Genomic DNA, 25,684 nt, shown 5'->3' with positions numbered 1-25,684 from the left:
TCAGTGATCTCCGAAGCCGAAATAGGCCTGCTTCAGTCGATCGTCCTTGATCATGTCTGTGGCGGCGCCCTCCAGAACGATGCGCCCCCCGCGGATCAGAACCATCCGTCCACCGGTCATCATGGCGCGGGTCGAGCTTTGCTCGACGATAAGGAGGGTGAGCTTGCGCTGCGCGCGCAGCCGTACCAGGATCTCGTAGACCTGGTCGATGATCTTTGGCGCAAGGCCGAGCGACGGCTCGTCGATCGCCATGATGCGCGGTGCGGCCATCAGTGCGCGACCGATGACGAGCATCTGCTGCTGGCCGCCGGAGAGCATGCCGGCCGGGGTGTGGCGGCGCTCGGCTAGCATCGGGAATTCGTCGTAGACGGACGCCAGATCGTCCGCGATCTTCTTCCGGTCGGTCCGCATGCCGGTGCCGACCTTCAGATTCTCCTCGACCGTCAGGCCGCCGAAGACGTTGCGTCCCTCCGGCACCAGCGAGAATCCGCGCCGGGCAATTTCTTCCGGCGAGGTGCCGGTGACCGTTGCGCCATCGATCATGATGGAGCCCGAGCCCGCCGGCACGACGCCCGCAATCGCATTGAGCAGGGTCGATTTGCCGGCGCCGTTCGGGCCAGTCACGAACAAGACTTCGCCTTCGTCGATTTTCAGCGTGACCCCACGCAGCGCCGTCAAGCGCCCGTAGCTGACCGTGATGTCGTCGACGGCGAGCAACGTCATGATGCGACCGCCTCTTCAGCGACGATCGGCGGAATCAACTCGTCGCGTTGCGTACCCATATAGGCATGTCGCACGGCGTCGCTATCGCGGATCTCTGCGGGTGTGCCGACTTCGATGATTTCGCCGGAGTCGAGGACGAAGATGCGCTCGCAGAGTTCGAGCACGAGGCCGATATTGTGCTCGATCAGGAGTACGCCGACGTTGAGCTCATCCGCGATCCGCCGGATAATCGTGGCGAGTTCGTGGCTCTCATGTTCGGACATGCCCGCCGCCGGCTCGTCGAGCAGCAGATAGCGCGGCGTGCACATGATAGCGCGGCCGACGGCGACACGCCGCTCGTCCGTGTAGGGCAGGGCGCCCGCGATGGTGCTCGCCAGGTGCGAAATGCCGAGCCAGGCCAGAACCCGCTCGGCCTCCGCGATCGCGTCGCGACGAGCCTGGCCGAGACCGACGCCGGTCACCTCCAGGTTGTCTATCACCGGCAGATCACGGAAAAGTCGGCCCGACTGGAAAGTCCGCGCTACGCCTTTGCGTCGCAACTTGTGCGCCGCAATGCCATTGAGCGGCTCGCCTTCAAGTTCGATGCTACCGATGCCGACCGGCTGAAAACCTGTAAGTACATTAATAAGAGTGGTTTTGCCGGCGCCATTGGGGCCGATCAGCCCGGTGATGCGCCCCCGCGGTACGGTCAGGGTAACGCCGGACAACGCTTTCAAGCCTTCGAATTGGACGCTGACATCGCGAGCGACCAACTCCAAGCCACCGGACATCATCTTAATGCCTTCTCACCCGCGAACCGATGGATTGATTTTTCCGTTCCACCGGGTGATTGTAAAATTCGAAATATCGTTCACTGATATCGGAAAATTTGATGTCTCTGACGTTCCGTCAGGTTCGGCATTTCATCGCCACGGCCGAAACCGGACGCGTTTCGGCGGCCGCAGCTGCTCTGAACGTCTCGCAGTCGGCGGTTACAGCCTCGATCAAGATGCTGGAAGCCGAGCTTGGCCGCAAGCTATTCGACCGTCACTCGAACGGCGTGACGTTGACCTTCGACGGACAGGAGTTTTTGCAACGCGCCCGCGCCATCGAGGCGAGTGTTTCAGATGCGATGCGCGGCCCGCATCGCTGGGGAACGCAGGTTGACGGCATAGTCGACGTGGCCGTCAGCTATACCGTTGCCGGATATTTCCTGCCGCCGCTGTTGTCCCGCTTCTGGCGTTCGTTTCCAGGTATAACGGTACGCCTGCACGAATTTCAGCGCGATGCGATCGAGCAGAGTCTGATCAGCGGCAGCGTCGATGCTGCGGTCATGCTCGTTTCGAATCTGCATGACCGGCACTCCATTCGCTCACGGCTGTTGCTGCGCTCGCGGCGTCGCTTGTGGACTTGTGCCAATCATCCGCTCCTCCGCAGAGACAGCATCAAACTGGCGGATCTGGCGAGCGAACCCTATCTGATGTTGACCGTCGACGAAGCCGAACGCTCCGCAATGCGCTACTGGCAGCACACGACGCATGTTCCGAACGTTATCTTCCGCACCTTGTCGGTCGAGGCCGTTCGCAGCATGGTTGCGACGGGCATGGGAATTACCATCCTTTCGGACATGGTCTATCGTCCCTGGTCGCTCGAGGGACATCGCATCGATCTGAAGACGCTCGATGACGATGTCCACACCATGGATGTCGGGCTTGCCTGGAAGAGCAAGGCGGATCTTTCTCCGGCAGCTCGCGCGTTTTGCGAGTTCGTCGCTCATTCCTACCCCGGATCTGAGCCGGTCCAGTTCGACTAAGAGAACGAGATTGCGAGGGAAGCGTCATGACCGAGCACATCATCGTCACCGACGACGGCGCCACCCGCATGATCACGATGCGCCGGCCGGAGAAGAAGAACACGTTGACCCAGGACATGTACCTGGCGATGAGCGATGCCATCAATGCCGCGCAATCCAATCCCGCGATCCGCTGCCTGATCCTCACGGGCCGCTCGGGCGTATTCACCGCCGGCAACGACATCGGCGATTTCCTGAAAGCTGCGACCGAAGCCGACGACGGCGCGCGGCCGCGCAACTCGGTCACTTTCCTTCAGGCGCTGGTTAACAACACCAAGCCGATCATCGCCGCCGTCGATGGCATTGCGATCGGCATCGGCATGACCATGGTGTTGCATTGCGACTACGTGATCGCGAGCACGACCACGACGTTTTCCTCACCCTACATCCACTATGGCCTCCTGCCCGATGGCGCCACCAGCCTGCTCGTGCCGCGTATGGTTGGGCATCAGCGCGCGTTTTCTATGCTGGTGATGGGCCGCGAGATGAGCGCGGAAGACGCGAAGGAGGCCGGCCTGGTCAATCAGATCGTGGCGCCCGGGCACGCCGTCGTCGAGGCGCAGAAAGTCGCGCGCGAAATCTGCGCGCTGCCGGCGGAGGCGGTCGCGGCCGCGCGTAAGCTCCTGAAGCCCCCAACCGAAGAGATCGAGCGCCGGATAGGCCAGGAGAACCATTTCTTCGCGGAGCGCATGCGCTCGCCAGAGGCGCTCGCAGCATTCCAGAAATTCTTTGCGCGCAAGGTCAGATAAGATCGCCGCGCCGCCCTAGTTTCACGCGACCAAGCGGCTCACTCCGACGGGCAACAAGGGTGAAACTGGAGGGATCGTCAACACTTGTTGCCACGACTGATCAGGTCTCTGGGTGGTGACAGGCGACACCTCCATCAGCATCAACTTGCCATTCGGGATACGCGGTCCTGCATACATCGGACGCGCGGGGACAACGGGGATGAAAGTGACATCCTGCCGGCGGATTGGCGGCGGAGGGGATTTCGCCGACGATGCGCGGCAGTGTGCCTCGTATGCCCGGGTCGGGGATCGGCGAAGCATCACGCAGCATACGGGTGTAGGGATGACGTGGTGCGCCGAATACGCGTGCCACCGAACCGTCCTCCACAATGCGCCCGAGATACATCACCGCGACGCGCGAGCAGAACCACCGCACGACACCGAGATCGTGACTGACGAACACGAATGTCAGACCACGCCGTGACTGAAGATCCTTCAGCAACAGTAGCACCTGCGACTGCACAGAAACGTCGAGCGCAGACACCGGCTCGTCGGCAACAATCAGCTCGGGCTCGACGGACAACGCACGAGCAATTCCGATGCGCTGACGCTGTCCCCCGGAAAACTCGTGCGGGTGGCGGTCGTAGGCGGACGGCGGCAGCCCAACCTCCTCCAGCAATGCGATTGCGCGTTCGCGTGCGGCGCGACCGCGGGCAAGGCCGTGCACGCCAAGCGGCTCGGTCAAAGCCTGGCCGATCGTGCGTCGCGGATTGAGCGACGAATAGGGGTCCTGGAATACGATTTGCATGCGACGGCGCAGCCGCTGCAGTATGGATCCATGGGCGCCGGTCACGTCGATGTCGGCGAAGCGCACACGACCGGCATCAGGCGGAATCAGGCGCAGCACGGCGCGCGCCACAGTCGACTTGCCGCAGCCGGACTCGCCGACGAGGCCGAATGCCTCGCCGCGCGCGACTACGAAGCTGACGCCGTCGACGGCGCGGACTTTCGTTGTGATCGGGCGGGGAAAGCCCTTCGTCACCGTGAAATGCTTGGCGAGGTCACGAACCTCGAGCAGGGCTTGCGACGCGGTCATTGGGCGTTCGCTTTCGGATCGGTCACGTCGCAAAGGCCGTCACCCAGGAGGTTCAGTCCAAGCACCAGGACAAGAATGGCCAGTCCCGGCCATATGCACAGCCATGCCGAATCCAGAATGTTCTCGAATCCGTCCCGCATCATGCCGCCCCAGGTCGGCGTCGGCGGCTTGACGCCGAGCCCGATGAAGGACAGCGAGGCCTCGGTGCGGACTGCGGTCGCCATCCAGAGTGTGCCCATGACGAGGAGATCGGTGACGATGTTCGGCAGCACATGCACCAGCAGAATGCGCAAGTGCGAGAACCCGAGCGCGCGGCCGGCCTCGATGAAGGCGCGTTCCTTGAGCACCAGGACGGGTGCTCTCGCAATGCGCGCGAAGGGGGCTATCGCAGTGAGCGCAATGGCAATGATGAGATTGGTGACACTCGACCCAAGCAGTGCCACCATGATCATGCCTAGGATCAGGCTCGGAAACGACAGGAGGACGTCCATCACCTGCATGGTCACGAGATCGAAACGGCCGCCGACATAGCCGCTGATCATGCCGATCGCACCGCCGACGACGATGGCGCCGACAATGGAGAGAAAGGACACCAGTAGCGATACCCGGGCCCCCCACAGTAGCCGTGACAGCACGTCACGGCCGAACTGGTCGGTGCCGAGCAGATAGTCGAAACCGGGTCCCGCCAGGCGATCGAGAATATTCTGTTCGAGGGGATCGCGAGGAGCAATCCAAGGTGCGAGCAGCGCGCCGATGACGACGATCGCGCAGAGCACGACGCCGGCGAGTGTCGTCGGGTCGCTCAAGAGCCGGCCGGCCATCACACGCCAGGGCGAACGCGGTGCGGAAAGGGCCACATCAGTCATTGCTTAACCCTCGGGTCGATGAGGCCATAGCTGATGTCGGTGATCAGGTTCACCACCACGATCAGGAAGCAATAGATCACCATCATGCCCTGCAACATGGTGTAGTCGCGCTGGGTCAGCGCACTGACGATCACCTTGCCGAGGCCGGGCCGATTGAAGACGATTTCGGTGAGCACCGAATTGCCGATGAGGATGCCGACATAGAGGCCGACCACGGTGACCACCGGGATCAGGGCGTTGGACAAGCCGTGGCGCCAGATGATGGCGCGCCGTGGCACACCCTTCGCGCGCGCGGTGCGAATGTAATCCTCGCCAAGAACCTGCAGCATCGAGCTGCGCGTCACGCGGACGACATAGGCCGCCATGACGATGCCAAGGGTCGTCGCGGGCAGGACGAGCTTGTGCAGGCCGTCGATCCAGTCGCCCGGGCGCGGATTGCCGATCACCGGAAACAAGTGCAGTTGCAACGCGAAGACGATCAGGAGAAAAATACCCGAAACAAACACGGGAAAAGACAACCCGAGCAATGACAGCAGGCGCGTGAGCACGTCGATCGGACCGTTGCGGTGGAGGGCAGCCCAGACGCCGGCTGGAATGCCGATCAGGCAGCCGATCGCCATGGCAGTCAGCGTCAACACGATGGTGTGCGGCAAAGCATCGGCAATCTCGGTCCAGACCGCGCGATGCGTGACCATGCTGGTGCCGAGATCGCCGCGCAAGGCGTGACCGAGGAACTCGAAATATTGCGCGCCGATCCAGCGATCAAGGCCGAGTTCGGCGCGCAGGGCCGCGAGCGTTTCCGGGGTGGCCCGATCGCCGAGGATGGCGATAGCCGGATCGCCGGGGACCACGCGCACCAGAAGAAAGACGAGCGTCAATACCGCGAGCAGCGTCGGTATCGAGGCCAGCAATCTGCGGACGATGAAGCCAATCACCGGGCGATCCCTTAGCTTGGTCGCGCTTGCCTCACTTGAATTGCGTGGCTTCGGTCAGGAGCGGACCGAGCGAGAGCGACGCCTTCAACTCATAGCCGTAGTCGAGGTCGGTGTGATGCGCCCAGATCTGCAAGGCCTCCGCCAGCGGAACGGCGCAGAGCGCTGCAACAATCTTCTTCTGGGCCTCGACCCAGAGTGCAACTTGCTTTTCGGTATCGGTCTCGGTCTTGGCGGCGTCGATTTCCTTGTCCGCCACGTCGCAGTGGCTGAAATTGGTGACCGCCGTCGGCTTTCCGACGATGCTTGCCGAATGGAAGAACTGCGTCAGGTAGATGTCCGCCACCGGAAAGCGCGCCGCTGCGTAGTAGACGATCGGGCTCAGATCCTTGCGGATCTGCTGGTGGAAGGTGGCGTGATCGACGACCTGGATGTCGAGATTGATGCCTGCCTTGCGCAGCTGCGCCTGCACGACCTGCATGCTGCCCAGCATCTGCGGCAATTGCGTGTGGATGATCTTGATCGTCACGCCATCGGGATAGCCGGCGTCCTTGAGCAGCGCCTTGGCCTTGGCGACGTCGGTGTTGACGAGACCGACATCCTTCGAGAATCCGAGATAACCCGCCGGAATCACGCTCTGGCCGGGCCGTGCGGTATCGGTGCCCTGCCACTTGACGAGTTCCGGCCGGTTGACGGCATAGGCGATCGCCTGCCGCACGCGGATGTCGTCGAGTGGCTTCGCCGTGATGTTGAGATTGAGATTGGCCAGTTCGCCGGGTTCGAAGACGTCCACGACCGAGTTCGGCAATGCGCGAATGCGGTTGATCCAGGCCTGATCCTGTTTGCCGTAGATGAGGTCGATCTCGCCGTTCTGGAAGGCAAGGTCGCGCGATGAGTCGGAGGGAATGTAGCGGTAGCTTACATGCTCGAGCTTCGGCTTGCCTCTGAAATAGCCGTCGAAGGCCGCGAGTTCGAGCGACTGGTTCGGGGTGTCGGAAACGAAGGCGAAGGGGCCTGTGCCGACCGGATTGCGCGTGAAGTCCGCGCCATGCTTCTCGACCGCCTTGCGGCTGACGATGTAGCCGCCGGAATAATTGGTGAGCAACCCGAGCAGGCTCGGCACCTGGCGCGCCAGGACGATGTGGACCGTATGAGGGTCCGTTGCCTCGATGGTCTTGAACGCGGCGAAGTCGGCGGAGAAGGCCGAGGTCTTGGCGTCGCTGGCTCTCTTGAGACTGAACACGACGTCATCCGCGGTCAGCTCGCCAAAGTCGGCGTGAAACTTGACGCCGTGGCGCAAGTGGAAAGTCCAGTCGAGCTTGTCGGCACTCGATTCCCACTTCTCCGCGAGATCCGGCTCGATCAGCGTCGGGTCCATGGTTCCCGGCTTGAAGCGTACGAGGCCGTTATACATCCAGGCAACCACGGTGCGGTCGATGGTGCTGACCGCACGATGAGGATCGAGCTGGCCGACGTCCTGGGCAGCCATCCCGACTTTCAGATCGCTCTTCGGCGCCGCCGAAGCGGGCACTGCAATGAAGATGGCGGCCGCAAGTGCCGCACTAAGCGTGATGCGAAGCGTCATGTCTCTGTCCCTGCTGGTTGAACAATCCGTTCTCTGCGAAACGATCGATACGGAACGGCTCGAGCGGGACATCCGTGTGTCCGTCGAGGACCAGCTCGCTCATGATGGCTCCGATGGCCGGGCCAAGCTGGAAACCGTGACCGGAGAATCCGAATGCATGAAACAGGCCAGGCGTCGTGCGGCTCGGCCCGATGACCGGAATATCGTCCGGCGTTTCGCCGTCGATGCCGGTCCAGCTCCGGATCACCTGGGTGCCGGCGAGCTGCGGCACGAGCTGCAGCGCCTTCGCCATGGCTGTGGCGCTTGCTTCGGGCGATGGTCGTGACGAGGGAACATCTGGATCGGAATGTCCGCGACCACCGCCGAAGATCACGTTCCCCCGACGGATTTGACGCAGGTAGACGTCGCCACCGACGACGCCCAGATTGGGCGCAATGAAATAGGGCAGGGGCTCGGTCACGAGCATGTTCGGGTTGAGCGGCGAAACCGGAACCTGCTCGCCGAATGCCGCGGCGACCGCGCCGCCCCAATAGCCGGCTGTGTTGACGAGATATCGGGCACGAAATTCGTGGTGGCCCGACGTCACGATGAACTCAGCGCCATCGTGGGCCAGCTTGCTGACCGGGGTGAATTGACGGATTTCGGCACCCACATCGCGCGCGGCCCGTGCGAGAGCCGGGCTCAACAGACGGGGATTTGCGGCGCCGTCGTCTGGCGCGAACGAGCCGGCCACGACGTCGGGGCCCAGCCAGGGATATTGCTGATGGATGGCGTTGCCTCCGATCATGATCAGTGGAAGTTCGTTGGCTTTGGCGACGTCGAGATAAGCGATCAGCTCGGCTTCCTCGGCCTGGTTGCGCGCAAGCTTGAGGTGGCCCGTCACCTCGAATTCGCAGTCGGTGCCGATGAGTTCCGGCAGCCGTGCCCAGATTTCGCGCGCGCGGCGGGCGAGCGGCAATTCGGCCGGATGCCGGCCCTGTTGGCGTACGCCGCCGTAATTGACGCCGCTGGCTTGCCCGCCGATCTGGCCGCGTTCGAGCAGAATGCATCGCACGCCACGCTTTGCAAGATGCAGGGCCGTGGAGCAGCCGGCGCCACCGCCCCCCACGATCAACACATCGGCGGACGTCGCGCTCATGCGGCCTCCGCGGGGAGAATGGGGATCGGCTTCACGGGCGGTTGTCCGCGCAGGCGGCCAACCTGCTCGACCGGGCAGGACATCGTGGCCGCCAGCACCTCGGCCGCGGCCGCGCCGCAGACGCGCCCCTGGCAGCGTCCCATGCCGACGCGGGTGAGGGCTTTGGCCCGATTGACTTCCGACGGCGGAAGCGTCGCGAGGACTTCGTTCGCGGCTGCGCGCAATTCGCCCGCCGTGATCACTTCGCAGCGGCAAAGGATCGTATCGTCGGCCATGTCTGCGGCGAGCTTTGTTGGGAATGGAAAAGCGCGCTCCAATGCGGCGCGGAAGGTTTCACCTTCTGCCAGTCTCGCATCGAGGCGCGCGACTGCGCGCGCATCGACCGGCAGACCGCGCGCTGCCAGCACCGCCCAGGCGGCTCGCGCGCCGGCTGCCTCGGCAAGATCGGCACCGCGAATGCCGCTGCCGTCGCCGGCAAGGAACACGCCTTCGACGGATGTTTGCCCGCTCTGGTCCTTGCGGGGCTGCCAGTTGTGCTGCACGGGATCGAAGTCGAACGGCACGCCGGCGAGATCGGCAAGCTGCGCCTCCGGTTTCAGCCCAAAGCCGAGCGCGACGGCGTCGACTGCCGCCCCGTGCTTGCAGCCGCGCGCATCGCGCCAGCTCAGCGATTCGACTCGACCGTCGCCTTCGATCGCGAGCGGTATTGCGCCCTCGACGATGGGGATGCCGTGCGCCCGCAGCCAGGCGATGTAGTAAAGGCCTTTGGCGAAAGTTGCGCGGCCGCGCATCAGCCTGAACGCCTGTGTTGCCTTCGTGGCGAACGGAGTCGTGTCGAGCACAGCCGCAATTTGCGCGCCGGCGCGGGCATATTGATAGGCGACGAGATAAAGCAGGGGCCCAGTTCCGAGAAAGGCAACGCGCGCGCCGATGGCGCAGCCCTGCGCCTTCAGTGAAATCTGCGATCCGCCCAGAGTGAATACCCCCGGCAGTGTCCAGCCCGGGAGCGGGATCACCCGATCCATCGCACCAGTGCAAAGGATGGTCTGCGCGAACGGCACGACACTCGCCCTTCCGTCGCAGATCGTGTCGATCACGCCGGAACGCAAATTCCATGCGAGTGTTCGTGGCCGGAAATCCACCGAGGACCGCAGCCGGTCGAATGTGTCGTGTATGGCCTGTGCCTTTGCAGCCTCAAAGCCGTAGAGAGCACGCGCGGTGCGCTGGAATCCGGCGGGCTGGCGCTGATAGATACGCCCGCCATTCTCCGGCGCTTCGTCGATCACGATTGGACGCAGGCCTGCGCAGACAAGAACCTCGGCCGCGCGTGTGCCGGCCGGACCGGCGCCGACGATGACGATACTCATGGCTGCACCATCCTGCGTGACACGTGCATGCCTTCTGCGACTGGGGTCGTGCAGGCGCGCACGCGGCCGCCTCCCTCGACGTTCACCCAGCAATCCTGGCACGCTCCCATCAGGCAAAAGCCCGCACGCAGACCATCGCCGAATTCGCTCGCGCGCAGGTAGCCGTCTTGTGCGAGAATGGCCGTGAGCAGAGTGTCACCCTCGAGCGCGGCCACGGGCGCACCGTCGAGCATGAACGACACGGCGGCCCGATTGGTCTCCGCCAGGCGTTGCAATCTCAAAGCATGTCCTCCAGCCGGCAATTGACCAGCAACTCGGCGATGGTCGCGGTGTTTGGCAGTCGCAGGACCGTCGCGATCAGTTCGGCGATGTCGCGTGGGTCGCTCATTTTCTCGCGTGGCCATTTGGTGACATGCGCGGTCATGTCGGTGGCAACGAAGCTCGGGCAGATCGCGGTCGCGCGGATGCCGTGGTCCCAGCCGTATTGCCGTACGGCATGGGTGAGCGCGATGAGCGCAAACTTGCTCATTGCATAACCGGCGTTGGGATTGCGGACGCGCTCGCCCGACATCGAGGCGACGTTGATCACGCGTCCTTCGCCGCTCTCGGCGAGGTGCGGCAGCGCGAGTCGCATGAGCCGCATCGGCGCCTTGACGTTGATCAGCATCATGGCGTCGAGCGCCGTTTCGTCCGGATCGGTCAGATTGGCATCCGGATTGATTCCAGCAGCGTTGATGAGGCCGTCGAGGCGCCCGAAACGCTCGATCGTCGCCGCAACCCATGCTTCCGCCGAGGCCAGCGACTCGGCGTCGTAGCGCTGCAGCATCAGCCGGTCGGATCCGACCAGCCCGCGGGTATCGCGCACGCCGGCCGAGACGTGATAGCCGCCTGCGCCCAGGCGCTCCACCACGGCGCGGCCGATCCCGCGCGAAGCGCCAGAGACCATCACCACGCGACCGGCCGCCTCAAGCATGGGCAAGCTCCTTCGCAAAAGTGTTGGTCGCGATATGACACCGGGCGAGATGCCGTGGGGCAGCCGCGGCTAGAACTTGCGGCGTCTCGCAACCTTCGCGGCGCAACGGGCAGCGCGGCGCGAAACGGCATCCCTTCGGCATGTCGTTGAGGGGCGGCACGCGGCCGGGAATGGCGGCGAGAGTCTGCTCCGCGCGATCCATGCGCGGGATAGCCGAGAACAGCGCGCGCGTATAGGGATGGGCGGGCTTTGTGAAGATCTCGTGCACCGGCGCCTCTTCGACAATCTGGCCCGCATACACCACCGCAACGCGATCGGCGATCTGGGCAACGACGCCGAGATTATGCGTGATGAACAGCATGGCCATGCCGTGCCGCGACTTCAGATCGGCGAGCAACCCGAGCACCTGCGCCTGGATGGTCACGTCGAGGGCGGTCGTCGGTTCGTCGGCGAGCAGCAGCGTCGGTTCGCACGCGAGCGCCATCGCGATCATCACGCGCTGGCGCATGCCGCCCGAGAATTGATGCGGATAATCGTGGAAACGCTGCTTGGCGGACGGAATTTTCACCTCTTCGAGAACCGCGAGCGCCTTCGCCTCGGCGGCTGCCCGGGGCAGGCCGCGATGGACGCGCAGCGCTTCGGCAACCTGCGATCCGATGCTCATTACCGGATTGAGGCTCGTCATCGGCTCCTGAAAGATCATCGCCATGCGATCGCCGCGCAGAGCCTCGAACTTCGCTTCATCAAGAGTTCGCAGATCGACGCCATCGAGCAGGATGCGGCCCGCCGGCACGCGACCATGCGGTTGCGGCACGAGACCCATAATAGAGAGGGCCGTGACCGACTTTCCGCAGCCGGACTCGCCGACCAGGGCCAGCGTCTCGTTGCGGTCGAGCGCGAAGGACACCCCATCGACGGCCGCATACCATTCGGCACGAATGCGAAATTCGGTCCGAAGATCTTCGACACGCAAGACCGGTTCGCGCATGGAGCAGGACTGCCAGAGCGAGGGCGTTACTCACCATTCAGGTCTTTGATCCGCGGTATGTCAATGCCATATTCCGATATGTGCAAACATCCGACACGACTCTTTCGGTATGTGTAATTTGAAGGCGGCGACGGAGAGGATATTTTCATCTGATGGATGATACTTCGAGTGCTGGACCTTCCGGAAGTCTGCCGCGCGCCGTCGCCTTGCTGCGTGCGCTAGCCACGTGCGGCAGCGCGGGGACGCGGTTGACGAATGCGGCCGAGACGGCCGGACTGACACCGGCCTCGGCGCACAGATTGCTGCGCATGCTGATCGACGAAGGCCTGGTAGAGCAGGATGGGCGCAGCAAGTATTACCGACTGAGCATCGAGTTTTTTGCGCTTGCCGCCCGGGCCGGAAACCCCGGCAATCTGCGCGAGGTTTGCCGGCCGACGCTGTTGCGGCTGTCGGCGGCTTTGGGGGACACGGTCTTTCTCCTGGTACGCAGTGGATATGATGCGGTCTGCCTCGATCGCTGCGAAGGACCGGTGCCGATCCGCTCTTTCACCGGCGATATCGGGGGCAAGGTGATCCTTGGGGTCGGGCAGGGCAGCATGGCCATCCTCGCTCACCTGCCTGAGGCGGAGCGTGAGGAGGTGATCCGTTTCAACCTGCCGCGCCTCCTCAATTTCGGCCTGTTCGACGAGGTGTTCTTCCGCAATGAAATCGATCGAGTGCGGGAGAACGGTTACGCAGCGCGCGGTACCGGGCTTCTGCCGGGCATGGCTGGTGTTGCCGTTGCTATCCTTGATCGCGAACGACGGCCGCTCGCCGCGATCAGTATCGGCAGCACAGTCGAGCGGCTCAATTCGGAGCGCTTGCCGATTGTGGTCCAGGTGCTCAGGCGCGAGGCCGAGGCGCTGGCACAGAAGGTCAACCCGTTCGATGTCGCCTTGCGGAGGCCGGGCCAATATGCCGGCTCGTATTGAGATGTCCCATGTGCACCAACATGGTCTCTTTCATGTGGTCCGCAGTCGCCTTTCTGCGCAGTTTGTGTGCACACTCTCCGAACCCAAGGCCAAAGCATCCTGGACACGAGGCAAAATGGGCGCACTGGAGCCGGACTGCATTTCATTCAACGAGCGGGTGCTCGCCAATCAAGTCAGCAATCGCCTGCGCGGAGAGCTTTTGCACAATTGCTGCACTGCGAGCTCGGCGCAAATCGCTGCTCTTCTTGCACAACAAACCGAAGAGATCGCGCGGATCGGCCGGTTCGGCGAGCAGATCGATATCGTCATAGTAATCTGTTCCGTCGACAAGATCGTCCAGAAAGCGCAGCGCGGAGAAATCCTCGGTCGCAAATCCCACTGAATCAAAAATAGTGATCTGCTCGCGCGAGCTTCGTCCGCGCACGTCGCCGACGATCACTCGCCATAGCTCGGTGACCGGAAAGTCCGGCGGCATCTGCTGGATTTCACCCTCTATTCGCGTCTGCTCGGGAAACTCGACGAAGACGTCACTGCGTAGCAGGATTTCGCGTTGCAGTTCTGTCTTTCCAGGACAATCGCCCCCGACCGCGTTGATATGGATGCCACTGCCAACCATGTTGTCGGAGAGGATGGTCGCCTTGAGTTTGTCGGCAGTCACGGTCGTGATGATATCCGCGCCAAGGATCGCCTCGTGCACGCTTCGGGCGGCTTCGATCTCGAAGCCGAAGGATGCGAGATTGGCGATAAATTTTCGCGTCGCCGCGGCCTCGATATCGTAGACGCGAAGATGGCGGATGCCGAGCAACGATTTGAAAGCCAGTGCCTGAAACTCGGACTGCGCCCCCAGGCCGATAATGGCCATTGTTCGGGAGTCAGCGCGGGCCAGATATTTGGCGGCGAGCGCCGAGGTGGCGGCCGTTCGTAGTGCCGTCGTGATCGTCATTTCGGCGAGCAATCGGGGATAGCCGGTATCGACATCGGATAGGAAGCCGAACGCCGTCACCGTCTGAAGTCCGGCCCGGGTATTCTTGGGATGACCATTGACATATTTGACGCCGTAGAGCCTGCCGTCGCTGGTTGGCATCAGCTCGATGACGCCATCGCGCGAATGGCTGGCCAGGCGCGGCGTCTTCTCGAAGACGGTCCAGCGGCGGAAGTCCTCTTCAATATAGGACGAAAGACCGACCAGGTACGGCTCGACGCCGATCGAGCGCACCAGCCGCAACATGTTCTCTACCCCGACGAATCGGACCATCTTTTGCTCCTTTGGGAGGAGCAGTGTTAATTTTCACAATTTGCATAGAAAATGGGAATAGATGACAATTTACCGTGCTATATTGCGCATTGTGCACGGTCATTGATGGCAATTTGCGCAATGCACATTCTAGATGATCTGGACCATCGCCTGGTCGCTGCCCTGCGGGAGGATGGACGAGCTCCGATCTCGAAGCTTGCGACCATTCTCGGCGTGTCGCGCGCCACGGTGCAGAGCCGGCTCGACCGACTTCTAGAATCCGGCGCCGTGCTCGGCTTCACGCTGCGGGTCCGGCAGGACTACGACGCAAACACGATCCGAGCGATCATGATGATCGAAGTCGCGGGCCGCTCTACGACCGCGGTGATCCGGCGGCTGCGGGGCCTTCCGGAACTTCACGCGCTTCACACGACCAATGGCGGCTGGGATCTGATTGCGGAAATCCGCGCGTCGGGGCTCAGCGACTTCGATCGTGTATTGGGCAAGGTGCGCACGATCGATGGAATCTTGAATACCGAGACCAGCATTATGCTGAGCTCAATCTGAGGGGACTGCAAACGCCCGTCACAACGATCCCGGCAAACCATTGAAATCGCAGCAAGTGCGACCACCCCTCCCGGGCGCAGCGATCTCGAAAAATTCACGTCTTCAGGAAGGGGACTCACGAGCGGACCGCTCAGCCATATTCCTCGCCGATCCCGTATTCCCGGTAGATCTCGAGCGGATCGGTGTCGGGGAACAGGCGGCATTTGGCCTGGGCGAGGTGCAGGCTGACCGTCGCCGGCTCCTTGCCGCTGGCGAGCATCTTGCGGATGTCGTCCATATGCGCGCGCGGCTGGTGCTTTGGCGCGAGCTGCTCCAGCGCGACCAGCGCGGTAGCCAGCGCCTCGGTGAGCACCCACTCGTCGTGGCCCGTGATTCCCTTTTTCGGCATCGGCAGACCCCACATCGTCAGGCAAAGTCTGGTGGCAAAGGCAGTGTAACGCGACTTTTCCTGAATCTCCATTGAGCCGACGCGGCCGCCGCCGTCCGCGCGTGGCGTCGCGGCAAGCCGCCTGCGCTCTCTTGCATTATGGCCAAGCGTAGCTAAAAGGCGCGCGCGTCCGGCCCCCGATCGATTCTCGGCCCGCACTGCGCGGGCACCCTTAATCTTGGTTGCACAATCTTGGCGTAGACCAGCACCCACAGCATTCCAGGCCGGCAGTTCCGGCTTGCGTCCAATATCTCCGCAACTCACAACGATCGCACGATCGCGCCGCCCTTCGCTGGAGCCAGCATGGTCTTTCTAAGCTTCGTCTACCGCTTCGTGACCAACTTCGCGTTCCTGGCGATGGTCTATTTCAGCCTGAACTTCATGGAGAAATACCCCAACCGCGCGATCCTCGCGATTCTCGTGCTGGTCTATAGCGGCATGCGCGCGGCCTCGACGCTGCGCGCGTTCTACTTTTATCAGAAGATCGAGAAGCTGGAAGGCGAGACGCGGCGCCTGCAAGCGCCGATCAATGACGGCAGTGGCGGAACCAATGCACGCAAGCAGATCGTGACCGATGTGGCGCGGCTGCGCCGCGACGGTGAGCTCAAGTCCTATATGGACCTGTTCTTCCTGGCGCTGATCGTGCTGCTCTGTGTCGCCGCCATCGTGCGGCAGTAGGCGGCTTGTAAGCCTTATTGCTGCTTTTTCTTCAGGCTCGCGAGCTTTGTCGGGCGCGACGCGCTGGCATTGGCGTCCCGCGCTGTGCGCTTCGAGGTAGCGCGCGAGGCCTGCGCATGCTGGCCGCCATGCGCTGCGACCGCCGCACGGCCCTTTGCATTCCTCGAGGAGACCGCATCGGCCGTGTTGGCCCGCGCGAGCTTTGTTGCGACTTGGCGTGACGCCGTCTTGGCCAGCAGCACTTCGAGCGAGCCTTCCTTGATCTCGAAAAGGTCCCGGCTCGGAACGGGCAGGCTTTCCGCGCCGGCCTTCGCGACGCCCCAATGCGACGAGCCGGCCTGGCGCGGCAGCTCGGCGTTCAAATCCGACAGCAGCGGGGCCGGCAGCGTTTCGCTCCGTGTGAAGACGAAGCTCGGAATCCTCGGCCAGCGCACCGCGGCCACATTCTCGCTCGCCGGATGCAGCAACCATTCAACCGGCTCGGTCGGCGTTGCCGCCCGTTCGGCAGTCGCCGGCACCACATGCACGATGCGATAGCCGCGGGCCTTGAGCTCGCGGATGATCTTGGGCAGCGCCGCGACGGTGCGCGGCTGGATGTCGTGAAGGAGCAGAATGCCCTTGCCCTTGGCCTCGAGCCGCTGGATGGCAAGCTGATAGACACGGTCGGGCGAGACGTGCCGCCAGTCGTCAGCCGGGAAATCGGCGCTCCAGACCTGGATGCCGCGCGAGATGAGATAGTTCTCTACGGCATCAGCGCGCAGCAGCCCGGGAATCCGGAAGAACGGCGCCAGCGCCGACGGATCGGTCATCGCCGCGGTGGTCCACTGGATGCCGCCTTCGATCTCGGCCTGCGCCTTCTCGATCGGCATCTTCTCGAAGGTCAGGGGATGGGTGAGACTGTGCGTGCCGACGGTGTGGCCGGCCGCGACCAGCTTGCGCACGCCCTCGGGGTTCGCCTTGGCCTGATTGCCGATGGTGAAGAACGTCGCCTTGATGCACTCATCGGCCAGGATCTGGAGCACCTGGTTCGAGTATTTCGGCAGCGGACCGTCGTCGAAGGTCAGGACCACCTCGTGGTCTCTCAGCGGCAGCGTTTCCCGGTACTGCATCGTGCCGATGCGCGGATGCTCGCGGGGGTCGACCACGATCGTGCGCGAGGTGCCGAGCGCGTCGGGATGGCCGGGACAGTCGGCGGCGAGCGCAGCGGCAGGGCCAGCGGCCAAAAATCCGAGGCAGACGATCCAGGACCGCATCCGGCAGGAAACTCTACGACCGATCATTGCTCTCCGTCTGCCCTCGTACGCGATCCGCGACAGAACATCCACGCGATCTCAAAACCTTGGTCGAAGCCCAGCCGAAATGGTTCAGGCCCGGTCCCCGTCCAATTTGCATGGCCTAGCATGAACGGAGGCTTAATTGCCCCACGATCACCCCATTTTGGGCCGCCGTGACATTCCGGCATCAATGCGCATTGGCGCTCTTTTGCGTCGCCGCCGGGACAATGTGAACGACGTGGTAGCCATTGTCGTGCAGGTACCGCAGGAAGGCGGGCATCATGGCCGCAGTTCGCGCCTGCGCGTCGTGCAACAGGATGATACCCTTCCTGGCGGCCTCGAGCCGCTCTTTGACCTTCTTCAATTCCTCCTCGGGGGTGATGTCCTCCCAGTCGCTCGCCCAAAGGTCTGCTCCGAACACGGCGATGCCGCGCGACTGGAGCAGATCGAGCGTCGCTGGCGTGGAGTCGAAATAGGGGAAGCGGAAGAACGGCGTCGAGGGCGTGCGGGTCGCCACGCCGTTGAGTGCCTTCTCGTCGGCCTCGATCCCGCGGTCGATGTTCTCCTTTGCCTGTTCGAAGGAGATTTTCGACGACATCGGGTGCGACCAGGTGTGATGCGCGACGGTGTGGCCTTCAGCAGCGATCCGCTTGACCAGTGCGGGAGATTCCGCCGATGACTGGCCGACCAGGAAGAAGGTGGCGCGCACGCATTCATGCGCTAGCGCTGCCAGCACCTTTTGCGTGTGCGGAGGCCGGGGCCCGTCATCGAAGGTCAGCACGACCTCGTGATCGGCGAGCGGCAGGGTCTGCGGAAAGCTCTTCAGCCCGACCCGCGGATAGGTCTTGGCATCGACGCTGAGCACGCGCGCGGTGCCGAGCGCATCCTGACGCGGGCAGTCGGCCGCGTCCGCCGCCGTGCTGCCGGCAAGCACGGCCGTCGCGATGGCGACCGACAGGGACCATTGGTGCAGACGCATCTTTGTCATTGCGCTCGATGTTGCCTTGTGACTATTGCCTCAACTCCAGCTCAGACCAATTGATCCATCCTGTCAAACGGCGAGGCGCGCCATGGACGAACATATGGACGTTGCCGAACCCGCCGAGACCTCGGTCCTCGACCACGTTCCCATGCGCAATGAAGATGGCGAAATTCGTCACGAATTCGTCGCGGAAATCGCGCGTGCCATAGAGGCCTCCGACAGCACCCAGTTGCGGGCCATCGTCGCGGAACTGCACGAGGCGGACCTTGGCGACCTCATCGGCGCGCTGGAGGCGGATGACCGCGTCCGGCTGGTCGAGCTGACGGGGCGCGATTTCGACTTCTCGGCCCTGAACGAGGTCGACGAGGCCGTCCGCGAGGAGATCCTCGAGGAGCTGCCGCCGGAAACGGTTGCCGAGGGTGTCCGCGAGCTCGAATCCGACGACGCCGTCGAGCTGCTCGAGACCCTCGATCAGGCGGATCAGGAGGAGATCCTCGAGAAGCTGCCGCTGCCCGAGCGCGTCGCGCTCGAGCGCAGCCTGCTTTATCCGGAAAACTCCGCCGGAAGGCGGATGCAGACCGAGTTCATTGCGGTCCCCCAGGATTTCACCGTGGGCCAGGCGATCGACTACATGCGCGAGACGCCCGATCTGCCGGACCGCTTCTACGAGATCTACGTCGTCGACAAGGACCAGCACTGGCAGGGCGCCGTTCCGCTCGACGTGCTCTTGCGCGCCCGGCGCCCGGTGCCGCTCGCCGACCTCCGCGACGAGGATCGCCGCCGCGTCTCCGTCCTGGAGGACCAGGCGGAGGTGGCGCACATGTTCGGCAAATATAACCTCGTTGCCGCACCCGTGCTCGATACACAGGACCGTCTCGTCGGTGTCATCACCGTCGACGATGTCGTTGACGTCATCGAGGAGGAGGCGGACGAGGACCTCAAGGCGCTCGGCGGCGTCACCAGCGACGAAGAACTGTCCGACAGCGTGCTGACCATTGCGCGCGCCCGCTTCAACTGGCTCCTGGTCAATCTCGCCACCGCGTTCCTGGCATCTTCCGTGCTCGGCCTGTTCGAGGGGCAGCTCGAAAAGATGGTGGCGCTCGCCGTGCTCGCGCCGATCGTGGCGAGCCAGGGCGGCAACGCCGCGACCCAGACCATGACGGTCGCGGTGCGGGCGCTCGCCACCCGCGAGCTCGGCTCCTCCAATGCCTGGCGCGTGGTGATGCGCGAGACCTTCGTCGGCCTCGTCAATGGCCTCGCCTTTGCAGTGATCACCGGCATTGCCGCAGTGGCCTGGTTCAAGATCCCGGGGCTCGGCATCGTCATCGGGCTGGCGATCATCTGCAACCTCGTTGCCGGCGCGCTCGGCGGCATTCTGATCCCGATGGGGCTCGAACGGGTGCGCGCCGATCCTGCGGTCGCCTCCGGCACCTTCGTCACGACGGTGACCGACGTCGTCGGCTTCTTCTCCTTCCTCGGCATTGCGACCTTGTGGTTCGGGCTGAAATAGCTGCAATCGCGCTATCATTAATCCGAACTTAAGCCAGCTCGATCATGATCGCCCCGCTTGGGGATGAACATGCGGTTGCGGCTGAAAGCGGACGGACGGATCGTCGAATTGCGGGACGGGCAGGAGCTTCCGCTGCAAGGCGCGGCTGTGCCGAGCGAAGCCGGCCCGCTCGAAGTGCGCGACCTGCGCCGCCGTGCCTGTCTCACCCAGATGGAGTTCGCCGCAAAACTCGGCGTGCCCGTCGAGACCATCCGCAACTGGGAGCAGGGCAAGCGCGCGCCGCGGGGACCTGCACGGGCGCTGCTTGCGGTGATCGCGCATGCGCCGGATATGGTCTTCCAGGCGCTCGCCAAGGCCTGACTACAGGGCCTGACTACAAGGCCTGACGCCAATGCCGGCTGTCTCGGTTGGCAGCCGCGTGCGTGGGGTCCATAATGCAACCGGGGGCGGGCGAGGAGAGGATTCCTCATGCTGTTCGTCGAGGCCAATGGTGCAAGCATTCCTGCTCTCGGGCTCGGGACCTGGGAGCTGAGCGGCCGGACCTGCGCGCGCGTGGTGGAACAGGCGCTGCGGCTCGGCTACCGCCATATCGACACCGCGCAGGTCTACGACAATGAGCGCGAGGTCGGCGATGGCGTTCGCGCCTCCGGCGTGCGCCGCGACGACGTCTTCATCACGACGAAAGTCTGGACCAATCATTTTGCCCCGAACGATCTCGAACGCTCGGTCAAGGAGAGTCTGGTCAGGCTGCGGCTGCCGTCGGTTGATCTGCTGCTGCTGCACTGGCCCAATCCGCACGTGCCGCTTGTCGAGACGCTCGGCGCGCTGGCGCATGCCCGGCGGCTCGGGCTGACGCGGCATATCGGTGTCTCCAACTTCACGGTGGCGCTGATCGAAGAGGCGGTCGCCGCGTGTCCGGAGCCACTGGTCTGCGATCAGGTCGAATTTCATCCTTATCTCGATCAGACCAAGGTGAGGGCGGCCTGCGACCAGCACGGCCTTGCCCTCGTCGCCTATAGCCCGATCGCCAGGGGGCGCATCAAGAGCGACGAGACACTGGCCAGAATCGGCCGGGTCCATCGCAAGACGGCTGCGCAGATCTGCCTGCGCTGGCTGGTGCAGCAGAACGTCGTGGCGATCCCGCGCACCTCGCGCGTCGAACGTTTGTCGGAAAACATCGAGATCTTCGATTTCGACTTGTCGCCCGACGAGATGAGCCAGATTGCCGCTCTCGCACATCCCAAGGGTCGGCTGACCGATTTCGGCTTCGCGCCGAAATGGGATTGAGGCGCCGCATCCATATGCTAGGACCGTGGGTAGCAACCGAAGTTGGGCCATGGAACGGCGGCGGATCATACGGACGGACATTGCGGCGTCGGCCGTCGTGCACGTGACGCTGGTTGCATTGATCGTCCTGATCAGCGAGGTGCATCCGTTCCATGCCCCGCCGAGCGACACGGTCGCCGTCGACATCGTCACGCCGGAGGAACTGAAGGAGAAGCTGCCGGAGCCGACGCCGTCGCCGCAGATTTCACTGCCCGAGCTGACCGCGAAGGACAAGGCGGAGGCGCCCGCACCACCTCCATCGCCACAATCGGCGCAGCAGCCATCGCCGCAGCCGGAGCCACAGGCCTCACCGCCGCCGCAGCCATCGCCTTCCAGGCGCGAGGCCGAAGCGCAACCGCAGCCTCAGCCGCAACCCGCGCCGCAGCCGAGCTACACGCCACCTGAGCCCGACGTCACCCTCAAATACGGGGTGATGCTGGGCTTGCCCGCCGAGCTGCCGCCCATGCCGAAAGAGGGCCCCAAGGAAAATGAGAGCGGCGGTGAAACGGCCACTGAGGCGGCCAAGCTTCCGGCCAACGTCATCGCCGAATTCCGCCGTCACCTGCGAAGCTGCGCCAGGCTGCCTGACACGATCGCGCCGTCCGACAACATCCACATCAAGATCCGCACCTTCATGACCACCGACGGCCAGCTCGCCACCGTCCCGGCACTGATCGAGGCCAGCGCATCGCCCGCCAAGGGCCTTGCCCTGATGCAGGCCGCCAAGGCCGCGCTCCAGGCCTGCCAGCCCTACACTATGCTGCCGGCCGACAAGTACGAGGAGTGGAGGGTGCTCGACCTGACGTTTACACCGAAGGACTTCGGAGCGTCGTAGTTCCCGTCATGGCGTGCGCAGCGAAGCCGATTGGAGGACGAGAGGCTCTGCCCGATGGCTGATCTGATTCCTCGAAATCAACCCCATGCAAAGTAGGGCTAGATCGCCGTTTCGGCTGGCAACACAAGATATTGTGGCCCGGACGAGCGACGGCGACATCTACGCGCTTGGCCGAGACGTCTTGACCTCAGTAGTGCGCCTTCAACCATGCGACGGTCGCGTCGACCATCGGATTATAGCGCATTGAATTCCAGGCGAGTGCCGCCGTTACCACCATCACCCTTTCCTTGAGAGGGCGAACAACCACATCCTCCGGCGCGAGCTTGCGCATGGTCGCTGGCACCAGTGCGATTCCTTGGCCGCAGCTCACATAGGCGATCTGGGAAGAAATCGAGCGTACCTCGTGCTGAATGCGCGGGGCGAAACCATGGGACCGACATGCTGCGACCAGCGCATCGAAATAGATCGGGCTGACTTGCCGAGATGGCATCACGAGTTGCTCGCCATCCAGTGACCGAAGCCGCACCCGCGGAAGCCTAGCAAGGGCATGATCTCGGGGCAGGGCAATCGCCAGCCGATCTTCGGTCAGCGGCATGGTGGAAATGCCCGATCCGACTTCTCCTTCCAGTCTGACAAATGCCAGATCGAGTTCCCCGGCCTCGAGCCCCGCGACTGCCTCGAAGCTGTCGATTTCCCGAACGAAGATGGTCAGTGCCGGATAGCGTTGCCGAAGCTCACTCAGCAGGGGCGGAACGGTTTCCAGCATGGCCGAGGTGATCGCGCCGATCTGAAGCACGCCGGAATGCCCCGCGGCAATCTCCCTCACGACGGTTTCCAGTTGCTCGACATGCCCGGCGAACCGGCGGACGGCTGGCAGCAGGGCTGCGCCTGCGGGGCTGAGCTTGGTGCCGCGCCGGGATCTTTCCAGGAGCTTGAGCTTGAGTGAACGCTCCAGCACCTGGATTTGCTCGGTCAGTGGAGGCTGCGACATGCCGAGGCGTCGCGCGGCCCGGCCGAAATGCTGCTCTTCGGCGACGGCCAGAAACATCCATAGCTGCCGGATCAGCCGGAAATCGATCGTGCTCATTGCAGGCAGGGTCCCCGCCGAACCTGGCCGCCGTCAGTGGGCAATTACGCCGTCAGTGGGCAATTATGCCCGCGATCCGGCGGTCTGATCCGAAATGGCTATCACAGACATAAGTTAATCGAAATTTCAATATCAGCAGTTTCAGCTCAGTCTTGCCGCCGGGGGAAACAGGGACCTCAGCGATGACAATATCCAATTTGCTCGACCGTCTGGCCTCGCTCGACACGAACACCGTGTCCGATGCGCTGGATTTCCTCGATCTGCCCGGGGCCACCTACGGCCTGCGGCCGTTGTGGGATTGCCCGAAGATCGTTGGACGGGCCAGCACCATCCAACTTGGCCCGAAGACCAATGCGGCGCCGACGGTTCACCTCATAACGCCGGTCATCGACGCGATCGCCACTGACGATCGCATCTTGGTCATTGCCGGAGGGTTGGAGGGAATCTCCTGCTGGGGCGATATCATCGCCAATGCCGCGCGTGCCAAGCAGATCCGCGGCTCGGTCATCGACGGCGTGAGCCGTGACATCGAGGGCAGCGAGTCGATCGGCTATCCCGTCTATGGCCGCGGCATCACGATGATCAGCGCGCGCAATCGGGTGATCCAGATCGCCTCCGGCACGCCGGTCCAGATGGCTGGCGTCACCGTGAGCCAGGACGACTACGTCATCGCCGACCGCTGCGGCACGGCGTTCATACCGGCGGCCCGCATCGACGAGGTGCTCGACCTCGGCGAGCGCATCGCGCGTCGGCAGGACGGCATGGTCGTTGCGGTACGAGCCGGCCGTCCGGTCGCTGAAGTCATGCACGACAAGGAATTCGAAGCCATCCGCCGCGCCTGAGGGCGTCGCTGTCTCTCTTTGACGAGGTACTTCCTCCAATGACCCAGAATCCCCGTAAAGCAAGCGCCGAAGATCAGGAGCTGGTTGCGCTCTTCACAGGGCTCGACACCCCCGGCGTCTCGGATGCTCTCGACAAGCTCGGTTTGCACGGACAGGCGCTCGGCATTGCGCCACTGGCGGACTATTCGCAGGTGTTGGTTGGCCCGGCTTTCACCGTGAAATACGTGCCCGCGACCGTACCCGCAGGCTCGGTCGGCGACTACATCGACGACGTGCCTGAGGGCGATGTCGTTGTGATCGACAACGGCGGACGCACGGACTGTACCGTTTGGGGCGACATCCTCACCCAATATTCGGGTCTGCGCGGCATTGCAGCCACGGTCATCGACGGGGTCTGCCGCGACGTCAGCAAGGCACTGGCGGATGGCTATCCGCTCTTCACTGCCGGTCGCTTCATGCGAACCGGCAAGGATCGTGTGCAGGTCGAATCCGTGAGCGCAACCGTCGCCATTGGCACGGTGCGTGTCGCCACGCGTGACATCGTCGTCGCGGATGCCAACGGCGTCGTCGTCGTGCCGCGCCAGCGCGCGCGCGAGGTCGCCGAAGCCGCCCGCAAGATCGAGACGGTCGAAGCAGCCATCCGCGAGCGCATCGCGAGCGGTGCGTCGATCCGCGAAGCGCGGGCAGCGCTTGGCTACCACACCCTGCAACGCAAGGAATGATTGGCTCCACGCATTCGAGGATCGCTGCTGCCCAATTCCTTTGATCACATTCGTGCTCGCCCCGCACTGCGCCCTGAGCGGCGGTACACGTGCCGATCAACGACGTGGCATCGCGCTGGTGAGTAGGGAAGCCGCACGCAAAGATGATCAACCTCTGGAGAACGTCGCAATGAAAGCCTTAGCCATCGTCCTTTCATTTGGCCTTTCGATCGGCATGACCGCCGCCGCCCGCGCAGATCAGCTCGCCGATATCAAGCAGCGCGGCACGCTCATTTGCGGCACGCTAGGCACCTTCGAGCCCTTCAGCTTCCAGGACCCCAAGACCCGCGAGACGGTGGGGTACGAGGTTGACCTGTGCCAGGCAGTCGCGAAGCAACTCGGTGTAAAGCTGGAGCTGAAACTCCTGGCGGTGGAGGCGCGCATTCCCGAGCTCACCCAGGGGCGGGTCGATATTCTCTCGGCGGCTCTCGGCTATCTGGATGAGCGTGCCCAGCTGATCGACTACAGCCTTGTTTCGTTCGTCAGCCGCCAGATGCTGATGGTGAAGTCGTCGAGCGGCATCTCGTCGCTCGACCAGCTCAAGGACAAGAAGGTCAGCGCTCCGAAGGGATCGACCTCGGAGAAATACGTTCGTACCCTGTTGCCCAGTGCGACGATCCTCACGTTCCAGGATCCGCCGAGCGCCTTCCTGGCGCTCGAGCAATCGAAGGTTCAGGCCATGGCGCTCGGTGAGCTTGGCCTGGTGAAGTTCCAGCAACAGGCAGGTGGCCTCGAATTGCTGAAGCAGCCTGTTGCAGTCGAATTCTGGGGGCTTGGCGTGCGCAAGAACGAGCCGGGCTTCCTCGCGGCCGTCAACGACACCCTCAAGAAGCTCGAAGCTTCGGGTGAGGGCGCTGCCATCTTCGCCAAATGGCTCGGCAAGGATAGTCCCTACAAGCTTGAACGCACCTTCCGTCTCGACGAAACGGTGCGCAGTCCGGTCCTCGACCCCAAGAGCTGATA

Annotated in this window: 27 protein-coding genes and 1 pseudogene; 12 read left to right on the top strand and 16 right to left on the bottom strand. The window is 63.4% G+C overall.

Annotated features, from left to right (window positions below):
- Both SO139_RS21075 and SO139_RS21070 read right to left on the bottom strand, forming a co-directional pair.
- A complete protein-coding gene (locus tag SO139_RS21075) occupies positions 1 to 723 on the bottom strand; it encodes an ABC transporter ATP-binding protein (protein WP_449379923.1) in 723 nt (240 codons plus the stop codon).
- The gene (locus tag SO139_RS21070; RefSeq protein WP_449379924.1) at positions 720 to 1,496 is read right to left on the bottom strand and encodes an ABC transporter ATP-binding protein; all 777 of its coding nucleotides are present in this window, start codon (positions 1,494 to 1,496) and stop codon (positions 720 to 722) included. The genes SO139_RS21075 and SO139_RS21070 overlap by 4 nt, the downstream gene beginning before the upstream one ends.
- Before the next feature lie 98 nt (positions 1,497 to 1,594).
- Here SO139_RS21070 and SO139_RS21065 point away from each other — a divergent pair, with 98 nt between their 5' ends.
- Positions 1,595 to 2,515: a LysR substrate-binding domain-containing protein gene (locus SO139_RS21065; RefSeq protein ID WP_449379925.1), complete on the top strand. Its 921-nt coding sequence runs from the start codon at positions 1,595 to 1,597 to the stop codon at positions 2,513 to 2,515.
- Between the two features lie 26 nt (positions 2,516 to 2,541).
- Positions 2,542 to 3,303, top strand: a complete 762-nt coding sequence (locus SO139_RS21060) for an enoyl-CoA hydratase-related protein (protein WP_449379926.1) — start codon at positions 2,542 to 2,544, stop codon at positions 3,301 to 3,303.
- A 100-nt stretch (positions 3,304 to 3,403) separates the two neighbouring features.
- Here SO139_RS21060 and SO139_RS21055 read toward each other — a convergent pair whose 3' ends face one another.
- Genes SO139_RS21055 through SO139_RS21015 form a run of 9 tightly spaced genes read right to left on the bottom strand, consistent with a single transcriptional unit; the run spans position 3,404 to position 12,227 of the window.
- A complete protein-coding gene (locus tag SO139_RS21055) occupies positions 3,404 to 4,378 on the bottom strand; it encodes an ABC transporter ATP-binding protein (RefSeq protein ID WP_449379927.1) in 975 nt (324 codons plus the stop codon).
- Positions 4,375 to 5,244, bottom strand: a complete 870-nt coding sequence (locus SO139_RS21050; protein ID WP_449379928.1) for an ABC transporter permease — start codon at positions 5,242 to 5,244, stop codon at positions 4,375 to 4,377. The genes SO139_RS21055 and SO139_RS21050 overlap by 4 nt, the downstream gene beginning before the upstream one ends.
- Positions 5,241 to 6,179, bottom strand: coding sequence for an ABC transporter permease (locus tag SO139_RS21045; protein ID WP_449379929.1), 939 nt, complete (start codon positions 6,177 to 6,179; stop codon positions 5,241 to 5,243). The genes SO139_RS21050 and SO139_RS21045 overlap by 4 nt, the downstream gene beginning before the upstream one ends.
- A gap of 31 nt (positions 6,180 to 6,210) precedes the next feature.
- Positions 6,211 to 7,761, bottom strand: coding sequence for an ABC transporter substrate-binding protein (locus SO139_RS21040; protein WP_449379930.1), 1,551 nt, complete (start codon positions 7,759 to 7,761; stop codon positions 6,211 to 6,213).
- Positions 7,739 to 8,899 (bottom strand): NAD(P)/FAD-dependent oxidoreductase, encoded by a 1,161-nt coding sequence (locus SO139_RS21035; RefSeq protein ID WP_449379931.1) that lies wholly within the window; start codon positions 8,897 to 8,899, stop codon positions 7,739 to 7,741. Before SO139_RS21035 ends, SO139_RS21040 begins: the two co-directional genes overlap by 23 nt.
- The gene (locus SO139_RS21030; RefSeq protein WP_449379932.1) at positions 8,896 to 10,266 is read right to left on the bottom strand and encodes an FAD/NAD(P)-dependent oxidoreductase; all 1,371 of its coding nucleotides are present in this window, start codon (positions 10,264 to 10,266) and stop codon (positions 8,896 to 8,898) included. The genes SO139_RS21035 and SO139_RS21030 overlap by 4 nt, the downstream gene beginning before the upstream one ends.
- A complete protein-coding gene (locus tag SO139_RS21025; protein WP_449379990.1) occupies positions 10,263 to 10,499 on the bottom strand; it encodes a (2Fe-2S)-binding protein in 237 nt (78 codons plus the stop codon). Before SO139_RS21025 ends, SO139_RS21030 begins: the two co-directional genes overlap by 4 nt.
- A gap of 44 nt (positions 10,500 to 10,543) precedes the next feature.
- A complete protein-coding gene (locus SO139_RS21020) occupies positions 10,544 to 11,239 on the bottom strand; it encodes an SDR family NAD(P)-dependent oxidoreductase (RefSeq protein WP_498540540.1) in 696 nt (231 codons plus the stop codon).
- Positions 11,232 to 12,227, bottom strand: a complete 996-nt coding sequence (locus tag SO139_RS21015) for an ABC transporter ATP-binding protein (protein WP_498540539.1) — start codon at positions 12,225 to 12,227, stop codon at positions 11,232 to 11,234. Before SO139_RS21015 ends, SO139_RS21020 begins: the two co-directional genes overlap by 8 nt.
- Before the next feature lie 152 nt (positions 12,228 to 12,379).
- Between SO139_RS21015 and SO139_RS21010 the strand changes: the two genes are divergently transcribed.
- Positions 12,380 to 13,198, top strand: a complete 819-nt coding sequence (locus tag SO139_RS21010) for an IclR family transcriptional regulator (RefSeq protein ID WP_449379935.1) — start codon at positions 12,380 to 12,382, stop codon at positions 13,196 to 13,198.
- 244 nt (positions 13,199 to 13,442) lie between these two features.
- Here the strand turns inward: SO139_RS21010 and ocd are convergent.
- A pseudogene (gene ocd, locus SO139_RS21005) lies at positions 13,443 to 14,453 on the bottom strand (ornithine cyclodeaminase); the annotation flags it as partial.
- Positions 14,454 to 14,573: 120 nt separating this feature from the next.
- Here ocd and SO139_RS21000 point away from each other — a divergent pair.
- Positions 14,574 to 14,999: an Lrp/AsnC family transcriptional regulator gene (locus SO139_RS21000; RefSeq protein ID WP_449379991.1), complete on the top strand. Its 426-nt coding sequence runs from the start codon at positions 14,574 to 14,576 to the stop codon at positions 14,997 to 14,999.
- 130 nt (positions 15,000 to 15,129) lie between these two features.
- On the opposite strand, the gene SO139_RS20995 is transcribed toward SO139_RS21000, so the two are convergent.
- Positions 15,130 to 15,387, bottom strand: a complete 258-nt coding sequence (locus SO139_RS20995) for a hypothetical protein (protein ID WP_449379936.1) — start codon at positions 15,385 to 15,387, stop codon at positions 15,130 to 15,132.
- A 342-nt stretch (positions 15,388 to 15,729) separates the two neighbouring features.
- On the opposite strand from SO139_RS20995, the gene SO139_RS20990 reads away from it, so the two are divergent.
- Positions 15,730 to 16,104 (top strand): hypothetical protein, encoded by a 375-nt coding sequence (locus SO139_RS20990; protein ID WP_449379937.1) that lies wholly within the window; start codon positions 15,730 to 15,732, stop codon positions 16,102 to 16,104.
- 14 nt (positions 16,105 to 16,118) lie between these two features.
- Here the strand turns inward: SO139_RS20990 and SO139_RS20985 are convergent, their stop codons facing one another.
- Together SO139_RS20985 and SO139_RS20980 are read right to left on the bottom strand one after the other, a co-directional pair.
- Positions 16,119 to 17,384, bottom strand: a complete 1,266-nt coding sequence (locus SO139_RS20985) for a polysaccharide deacetylase family protein (RefSeq protein ID WP_498540538.1) — start codon at positions 17,382 to 17,384, stop codon at positions 16,119 to 16,121.
- 181 nt (positions 17,385 to 17,565) lie between these two features.
- Positions 17,566 to 18,366, bottom strand: coding sequence for a polysaccharide deacetylase family protein (locus SO139_RS20980; RefSeq protein WP_449379939.1), 801 nt, complete (start codon positions 18,364 to 18,366; stop codon positions 17,566 to 17,568).
- Between the two features lie 82 nt (positions 18,367 to 18,448).
- On the opposite strand from SO139_RS20980, the gene mgtE reads away from it, so the two are divergent.
- The 4 genes from mgtE to tolA all read left to right on the top strand — a co-directional run bounded on the left by mgtE (position 18,449) and on the right by tolA (position 22,031).
- Positions 18,449 to 19,870, top strand: a complete 1,422-nt coding sequence (gene mgtE / locus SO139_RS20975) for a magnesium transporter (protein WP_449379940.1) — start codon at positions 18,449 to 18,451, stop codon at positions 19,868 to 19,870.
- Positions 19,871 to 19,933: 63 nt separating this feature from the next.
- Positions 19,934 to 20,230, top strand: coding sequence for a helix-turn-helix domain-containing protein (locus tag SO139_RS20970; RefSeq protein WP_449379941.1), 297 nt, complete (start codon positions 19,934 to 19,936; stop codon positions 20,228 to 20,230).
- Between the two features lie 108 nt (positions 20,231 to 20,338).
- The gene (locus SO139_RS20965) at positions 20,339 to 21,157 is read left to right on the top strand and encodes an aldo/keto reductase (RefSeq protein WP_449379942.1); all 819 of its coding nucleotides are present in this window, start codon (positions 20,339 to 20,341) and stop codon (positions 21,155 to 21,157) included.
- A 49-nt stretch (positions 21,158 to 21,206) separates the two neighbouring features.
- Positions 21,207 to 22,031, top strand: coding sequence for a cell envelope integrity protein TolA (gene tolA / locus SO139_RS20960; RefSeq protein WP_449379943.1), 825 nt, complete (start codon positions 21,207 to 21,209; stop codon positions 22,029 to 22,031).
- 187 nt (positions 22,032 to 22,218) lie between these two features.
- On the opposite strand, the gene SO139_RS20955 is transcribed toward tolA, so the two are convergent.
- A complete protein-coding gene (locus SO139_RS20955) occupies positions 22,219 to 23,118 on the bottom strand; it encodes a LysR family transcriptional regulator (RefSeq protein WP_449379944.1) in 900 nt (299 codons plus the stop codon).
- 182 nt (positions 23,119 to 23,300) lie between these two features.
- Here SO139_RS20955 and SO139_RS20950 point away from each other — a divergent pair, with 182 nt between their 5' ends.
- The 3 genes from SO139_RS20950 (at position 23,301) to SO139_RS20940 (ending at position 25,682) form a co-directional block, all read left to right on the top strand.
- Complete coding sequence (locus SO139_RS20950; protein WP_449379945.1) at positions 23,301 to 23,960, top strand: RraA family protein; 660 nt, start codon at positions 23,301 to 23,303, stop codon at positions 23,958 to 23,960.
- A 38-nt stretch (positions 23,961 to 23,998) separates the two neighbouring features.
- On the top strand, positions 23,999 to 24,682 hold the full coding sequence (locus SO139_RS20945) for an RraA family protein (RefSeq protein WP_498540537.1): 684 nt from the start codon (positions 23,999 to 24,001) through the stop codon (positions 24,680 to 24,682).
- Positions 24,683 to 24,851: 169 nt separating this feature from the next.
- Positions 24,852 to 25,682: an ABC transporter substrate-binding protein gene (locus tag SO139_RS20940; protein ID WP_449379947.1), complete on the top strand. Its 831-nt coding sequence runs from the start codon at positions 24,852 to 24,854 to the stop codon at positions 25,680 to 25,682.
- Positions 25,683 to 25,684 lie beyond the last annotated feature (2 nt).

The organism is Bradyrhizobium sp. UFLA05-89 (assembly GCF_059803475.1).
The sequence above is the reverse complement of the archived record's forward strand: the minus strand, read 5'-3'. Positions and strand labels throughout refer to the sequence as shown.

Bases quoted from the DNA above. Each gene is read 5' to 3' on its own strand.
- SO139_RS21075 (WP_449379923.1), bottom strand. From the start codon at position 723: ATGACGTTGCTCGCCGTCGACGACATCACGGTCAGCTACGGGCGCTTG.
- SO139_RS21070 (WP_449379924.1), bottom strand. From the start codon at position 1,496: ATGATGTCCGGTGGCTTGGAGTTGGTCGCTCGCGATGTCAGCGTCCAA.
- SO139_RS21065 (WP_449379925.1), top strand. From the start codon at position 1,595: ATGTCTCTGACGTTCCGTCAGGTTCGGCATTTCATCGCCACGGCCGAA.
- SO139_RS21060 (WP_449379926.1), top strand. From the start codon at position 2,542: ATGACCGAGCACATCATCGTCACCGACGACGGCGCCACCCGCATGATC.
- SO139_RS21055 (WP_449379927.1), bottom strand. From the start codon at position 4,378: ATGACCGCGTCGCAAGCCCTGCTCGAGGTTCGTGACCTCGCCAAGCAT.
- SO139_RS21050 (WP_449379928.1), bottom strand. From the start codon at position 5,244: ATGACTGATGTGGCCCTTTCCGCACCGCGTTCGCCCTGGCGTGTGATG.
- SO139_RS21040 (WP_449379930.1), bottom strand. From the start codon at position 7,761: ATGACGCTTCGCATCACGCTTAGTGCGGCACTTGCGGCCGCCATCTTC.
- SO139_RS21035 (WP_449379931.1), bottom strand. From the start codon at position 8,899: ATGAGCGCGACGTCCGCCGATGTGTTGATCGTGGGGGGCGGTGGCGCC.
- SO139_RS21030 (WP_449379932.1), bottom strand. From the start codon at position 10,266: ATGAGTATCGTCATCGTCGGCGCCGGTCCGGCCGGCACACGCGCGGCC.
- SO139_RS21025 (WP_449379990.1), bottom strand. From the start codon at position 10,499: ATGCTCGACGGTGCGCCCGTGGCCGCGCTCGAGGGTGACACTCTGCTC.
- SO139_RS21020 (WP_498540540.1), bottom strand. From the start codon at position 11,239: ATGCTTGAGGCGGCCGGTCGCGTGGTGATGGTCTCTGGCGCTTCGCGC.
- SO139_RS21015 (WP_498540539.1), bottom strand. From the start codon at position 12,227: ATGCGCGAACCGGTCTTGCGTGTCGAAGATCTTCGGACCGAATTTCGC.
- SO139_RS21010 (WP_449379935.1), top strand. From the start codon at position 12,380: ATGGATGATACTTCGAGTGCTGGACCTTCCGGAAGTCTGCCGCGCGCC.
- SO139_RS21000 (WP_449379991.1), top strand. From the start codon at position 14,574: ATGCACATTCTAGATGATCTGGACCATCGCCTGGTCGCTGCCCTGCGG.
- SO139_RS20995 (WP_449379936.1), bottom strand. From the start codon at position 15,387: ATGCCGAAAAAGGGAATCACGGGCCACGACGAGTGGGTGCTCACCGAG.
- SO139_RS20990 (WP_449379937.1), top strand. From the start codon at position 15,730: ATGGTCTTTCTAAGCTTCGTCTACCGCTTCGTGACCAACTTCGCGTTC.
- SO139_RS20985 (WP_498540538.1), bottom strand. From the start codon at position 17,384: ATGATCGGTCGTAGAGTTTCCTGCCGGATGCGGTCCTGGATCGTCTGC.
- SO139_RS20980 (WP_449379939.1), bottom strand. From the start codon at position 18,366: ATGACAAAGATGCGTCTGCACCAATGGTCCCTGTCGGTCGCCATCGCG.
- mgtE (WP_449379940.1), top strand. From the start codon at position 18,449: ATGGACGAACATATGGACGTTGCCGAACCCGCCGAGACCTCGGTCCTC.
- SO139_RS20970 (WP_449379941.1), top strand. From the start codon at position 19,934: ATGAACATGCGGTTGCGGCTGAAAGCGGACGGACGGATCGTCGAATTG.
- SO139_RS20965 (WP_449379942.1), top strand. From the start codon at position 20,339: ATGCTGTTCGTCGAGGCCAATGGTGCAAGCATTCCTGCTCTCGGGCTC.
- tolA (WP_449379943.1), top strand. From the start codon at position 21,207: ATGGAACGGCGGCGGATCATACGGACGGACATTGCGGCGTCGGCCGTC.
- SO139_RS20955 (WP_449379944.1), bottom strand. From the start codon at position 23,118: ATGAGCACGATCGATTTCCGGCTGATCCGGCAGCTATGGATGTTTCTG.
- SO139_RS20950 (WP_449379945.1), top strand. From the start codon at position 23,301: ATGACAATATCCAATTTGCTCGACCGTCTGGCCTCGCTCGACACGAAC.
- SO139_RS20945 (WP_498540537.1), top strand. From the start codon at position 23,999: ATGACCCAGAATCCCCGTAAAGCAAGCGCCGAAGATCAGGAGCTGGTT.
- SO139_RS20940 (WP_449379947.1), top strand. From the start codon at position 24,852: ATGAAAGCCTTAGCCATCGTCCTTTCATTTGGCCTTTCGATCGGCATG.